The following is a 4,936-nucleotide window of genomic DNA, read 5'->3' as shown; positions in this document are numbered from 1 at the left end:
GCCCCCGCCTCGCCCGCCACATCGGGAGTGCCCGCCGCGCCGACGCCTGCTGCCACGGGGAGCGGGGCGGACGCACACGGCTCCACCTGGTCCGGCTCCACCTGGTCCGGCGCTGCCGACGAGTCGCGCGCTGGTGACCGCGCCGCCGACCCGCGCCCCGCACAGCCGTCTGCCGCGCAACCGCACATCACCGACCAGCAGGCCGCTGAGCCGCAGGCCGCTGAGCCGCAGGCCGCTGAGCCGCAGGCCGCTGAGCCGCGTGCCGCCGGGGAGCGGGACGAGGAGGTCGACGACCCGACGGCGCCGACCGTGCCGCTGCCCCCGCCGCCGCCAAAGCCGATGACGCTCGCGGCCACGCAGGTCATCAACGTGCTGGCGAACGCCATGCGCCGGCCCACCTCGGACTATCTCGAGATCTTCGGGAAGCTCCAGGTCATCTTCGACGAGGACAACTGGGATCCGGTCACCCTGGCGCTGCACCTCGTCCACATCATCAGCACCGGCGTGCTCGTCGGTGACGGCGACGAGATCGACAACCTGTCCTGGCGGCTCGACCGGCTTCCCCGCTCGTCGGCCGAGTGCGAGTGCCGCTCCTGTCTGGAGCAGCGCGGGGAGAAGCTCGGTGCGCGCCCGGCGCCGGGCACCCGGCGGTTCGCCCGTCCCGGCGCGGGCAGGTCGACCGGCGCCGGCGGCGGGAGCAAGCCGGCCACCGGCTCGGGCCAGGCGACGCGAGCGGCGGACATGGACATGTCGGACCCCCGGCCGGTGGAGATTCCCCGGCCTCCGCTGGAGGCGATCGAGCGGGCCGCCCAGGCCGCCCGCGAGGCCCGGGCGCGCGAGCGGGCCGCGGACGGCGCCGCCTGAGGCAGCCCGCCGCCCGGCCGACGCGCGCCAGGGCCACGGCCCCGGCGGATCGGGGGTCGTCGGCCCCGGCAGGCGGGCGCCGAGATGTTGCGTCGCCGGACGCAGGGCCCATCATGGGTAAGCCCATCATGGGTAAGCAGCGTCGACTGCGGCAGGTGGCGGCATGGCTGAGGGTGCACGCGAGGACGGTCACGACGCCGATGTGATCGTCATCGGCAGCGGCTTCGGTGGCAGCGTGAGCGCGCTGCGGCTGGCGGAGAAGGGCTACCGCGTGCTCGTCCTCGAGGCGGGCCGCCGGTTCAGCCCGAGTTCCCTGCCGCGCAACAACTGGCATCTGCGGCGCTATCTGTGGCTGCCGTGGCTCGGCTGCCGCGGCATCCAGAAGATCACCTGGCTGGGGCGGGTGCTGGTGCTGTCCGGGGCGGCGGTCGGCGGCGGCTCGGTGGTCTACGCGAACACGCTGTACCGCCCGCTCGACGCGTTCTACGCGGACCCGCAGTGGCGGAACATCACCGACTGGCGGGCGGAACTGGCCCCGTTCTTCGACCAGGCGGAACGGATGCTCGGCGTCACCCCGAACCCGACGACCACGTACGCCGACGAGGTGTTCCGCGGGGTGGCCGAGGACATCGGCGTCGGCGGGACGTACGCGCCGGCCCGGGTCGGGGTGTTCTTCGGGCGCGACGGCCGGCAGGAGCCCGGTGTGCGGGTCCCCGACCCGTACTTCGGCGGCGCCGGGCCGAGCCGGGTCGGCTGCGTCGAGTGCGGCGAGTGCATGACCGGCTGCCGCCGCGAGGCCAAGAACACGCTTGACCGCAACTACCTGTGGCTGGCCGAACGGGCCGGCGCGCGGGTCGTCCCGGACACCACCGTGACCGCGCTGCGCCCACGCCCGGCCGGCGGTTACGAGGTTGACATCGTCCCCACCGGGAGTTGGCGGCGCCACGGGCGTTGCCGGACGCTGACGGCGCCGCAGGTGGTGCTCGCCGCCGGCACGCTCGGCACCCAGCGGCTGCTGCTCGCCGGCCGGGAACGCGGCGACCTGCCGGCGCTGTCCGCCCGGCTCGGCGAGCTCACCCGCACGAACTCGGAGTCGATCCTCGGCGCGACCCGCTACCGCCCGGACCGCCGGTTCTCACGCGGGGTGGCGATCACGTCGTCGTTCTACCCGAACGGCCACACCCACGTGGAACCCGTCCGCTACGGCCGGGGCAGCAACCTGATGGCCCTGGTCAGCGCGGCGATGACGGACGGCGGCGGGTCCCGGCCGCGCTGGGTGAAGTACCTGCGGGAGGTGGTCGTCCACCCGCACCGCGCGCTGGCGCTGGCGCTGCCCTGGCGCTGGTCCGAGCGGACGATGATCATGCTGGTGATGCAGTCCCGGGACAACTCGCTGACCGTCTCGCTGCGTCGCGGGCCGTTCGGGCTGCGCTGGCTCACCAGCCGCCAGGGCCACGGCGACCCGAACCCGTCCTGGATCCCCGAGGGCAACGCCGCCGCCCGCCGGCTCGCGGCCCGCCTCGGGGGCTATCCCGGTGGCTCCATCAGCGAGATCGCCGACATCCCGATGACCGCGCACATCCTCGGCGGCGCCCCCATCGGGGCCGACCCCGCCACCGGCGTGATCGACGCCTACCAGCGGGTCCACGGATACGAGGGGCTGCACGTCGCCGACGGCGCGGCCGTCTCCGCGAACCTCGGGGCCAATCCGTCGCTGACCATCACCGCGCAGGCGGAACGGGCCATGGCGTTCTGGCCGAACAGGGGGGAGCCGGACCCGCGCCCGCCGCTGGGCGCGCCCTACCGCCGGCTCGACCCGTGCCCGCCGGCGCGCCCGGCCGTGCCGGCGGACGCCCCCGGCGCGTACCGGCTGTCCGCCGCCACCGCCGCCACCACCGCCGCGGCCACTGCCACTGCCACCACCACCGCCGCTGCCGTGCCGCCGCATCGCTGAGGCCCGGGCCTCCACGGAGACCCGGGCCTGGACGCCGAGCGTGCCGAGGGCTGGCTGACGAGGGCGCGGCGCGGCCAGCTTTCGGCGTGGGGGCGGTCAGCGGGGGTGGCTGGGCTCGCCGAGCGTCGTGTCGACGCCGGGCAGCTCCTCGAAGTCGCTCGTGGAGGTGCGCAGGCGCTCGTCGAAGCCGTCCGCGCCCAGCGCCGCGGTGCCACTCGCGGTCCCCGCGCCGCCGGTGGTGGACGCCGGGCCGGTGTCGCCGGCGGAGCCGGGCGTCGCGGTGGTCGGCGCGCTGGAGTCCTGCTGGGACGTGCTGGAGTCCTGCTGGGATAGGTAGCGCCGCGCCGCGACGGTGCCTGCCGCACCCGCTCCCAGCACGAGCAGAGCGAGCAGGCCGCGCCGGCGGTGGCGGTGCACCCGGGCGAGCTTGGTCTGGGCCTTGGCCAGCCGCTTCTCCAGGATCTGCTGGGCCCGGTCCGCCTCGGCGCGGGCCTTCGACTCCTGCGTGATGGCGCGCCGCGAGCGCTGTCGCTCGGCCCGCAGCTCCGCGGCGGCGTGCGCGCGCTCGGCGTACAGCTCGGCCCGCGACCGGGCCTTCTCGACCCGGCGGCCCGCCCGTCCGGACACGACGACGGCGGAGCCCGCCGCCTTCCCGGCGGCCCTGCTCGCCGCGCGCTGCGCCGACGCGCCACCGCGCGAGGCGGCGCTGGACGCGTCGGAGATCCGGTGCGCGACGGAGACCCCCGCGTCCCGGGTGGCCGACGCGGCGGTGCCCGCCGTGTCACCGGCGATGCTCGCCGCCCGGTGGGCGGCCGTGCCGGCCCGGTCGGCGGCATGCCGGGCGGCGTCCGACAGTCCGGTGACCGGCGTGGTGTCGGTGACATGCGCGATGTGGTCCTTCAGTGTGGTGCTGCTCATGGCGTCCTTCCCTGCTTCCCTGGCGCTTGCCTGCTTCCCTGGGGCCGATCCGTGTCGTGGGCCGTCGGGCGGGCGAGAGTCGTCGGACGGTCAAGATCTGTGCAGTGTGCCGTACCCCGAGACCGGGACTCTCCAACGCGCGAACGCCCGCAGGCGTGTCACGCCGACCTGCCTGACATGCCTGAGCTGCGCTGTCGGCGTCACGCTGGGTGGTGCGGATCGGAGCTTCCCGGAACGTCCGGCCCGGTCGGCGCATACGATCGGGGCCGGCCCCGGTGCCGTGAAGACCTGACATCCACCCAGACCTGAAGAGAAGAGAGCCTCATGGCCGAGGAGCTGTACGCGACGCTGCGGACGACTCAGGGGGACATCCGGATCCGCCTGTTCCCCGACCACGCTCCCAAGACGGTCCGCAACTTCGTCGGGCTCGCCACCGGGACGCAGGAGTGGACGGACCCGGCGTCGGGCCAGAAGAAGACCGGCACCCCGCTCTACAGCGGGACGATCTTCCACCGCGTCATCCCGGGCTTCATGATCCAGGGCGGCGACCCGCTGGGTTCCGGCCGCGGCGGCCCGGGCTACCGGTTCGCGGATGAGTTCCACCCCGACCTGACGTTCAGCAAGCCCTACCTGCTGGCGATGGCGAACTCCGGGCCGGGCACGAACGGCTCGCAGTTCTTCGTCACCGTCGAGCCCACGACCTGGCTCAACCACAAGCACACCATCTTCGGTGAGGTGGTCGAGGGGACCGACGTCGTGGACGCGATCGCGAAGGCGCCGACCGCCGCCGGGGACCGGCCGCAGACGGACGTGGTGATCCAGGAGATCATCATCGACCGTCAGCAGGCCTGAGCGCCCGGCCGGGCGAGACGTCGCGCGGGAAGCCAGGAGCATGAGCACAGTGCCGCCGGGACCGGCCGGCGAGCCGGGCCCGGCGGGGACGGGCTGGCGCCCCAGCGTCGGCCCGCCCCCCGGCCAGTCCGGCTGGGTCCCGCCGCCCGCGGCGGGGGAGGGTCAGCCGCCCGTCGGCGGCCCGCCGCCCGGTGGGTTCCCGCCCGGCGGCGGCGGTCCGTGGGCGGGTGGCCCGCCGCCTGGGGCGCCGGCGATCCCGCACTGCTACCGGCATCCGGACCGGGAGACCTACGTCTCCTGCCAGCGCTGCGGCCGCCCGATCTGCCCGGACTGCATGCGCCCGGCGGC

Annotated in this window: 3 protein-coding genes and 2 pseudogenes; 4 read left to right on the top strand and 1 reads right to left on the bottom strand. The window is 75.3% G+C overall.

Features of this window, described 5'->3' with window-relative positions; genetic code table 11:
* Both C1A33_RS19970 and C1A33_RS19965 read left to right on the top strand, forming a co-directional pair.
* Window positions 1–864 (top strand): annotated as a pseudogene (locus tag C1A33_RS19970) (hypothetical protein); the annotation flags it as partial.
* A 163-nt stretch (window positions 865–1,027) separates the two neighbouring features.
* Entirely contained in the window at window positions 1,028–2,818 is a 1,791-nt protein-coding gene (locus tag C1A33_RS19965; protein WP_101832962.1) for an FAD-dependent oxidoreductase, read from the top strand.
* Window positions 2,819–2,914: 96 nt separating this feature from the next.
* Here C1A33_RS19965 and C1A33_RS19960 read toward each other — a convergent pair whose 3' ends face one another.
* Entirely contained in the window at window positions 2,915–3,736 is an 822-nt protein-coding gene (locus C1A33_RS19960; RefSeq protein WP_101832961.1) for an SPFH domain-containing protein, read from the bottom strand.
* 324 nt (window positions 3,737–4,060) lie between these two features.
* On the opposite strand from C1A33_RS19960, the gene C1A33_RS19955 reads away from it, so the two are divergent.
* Complete coding sequence (locus C1A33_RS19955) at window positions 4,061–4,588, top strand: peptidylprolyl isomerase (RefSeq protein WP_101832960.1); 528 nt, start codon at window positions 4,061–4,063, stop codon at window positions 4,586–4,588.
* Window positions 4,589–4,628: 40 nt separating this feature from the next.
* Window positions 4,629–4,936 (top strand): annotated as a pseudogene (locus C1A33_RS36820) (rhomboid family intramembrane serine protease); the annotation flags it as partial.

The sequence above is a fragment of the Frankia canadensis genome, from assembly GCF_900197875.1.
In the GTDB taxonomy this organism is placed as follows: domain Bacteria; phylum Actinomycetota; class Actinomycetes; order Frankiales; family Frankiaceae; genus Frankia; species Frankia canadensis.
This window is presented reverse-complemented; position numbering and strand designations above follow the sequence as displayed.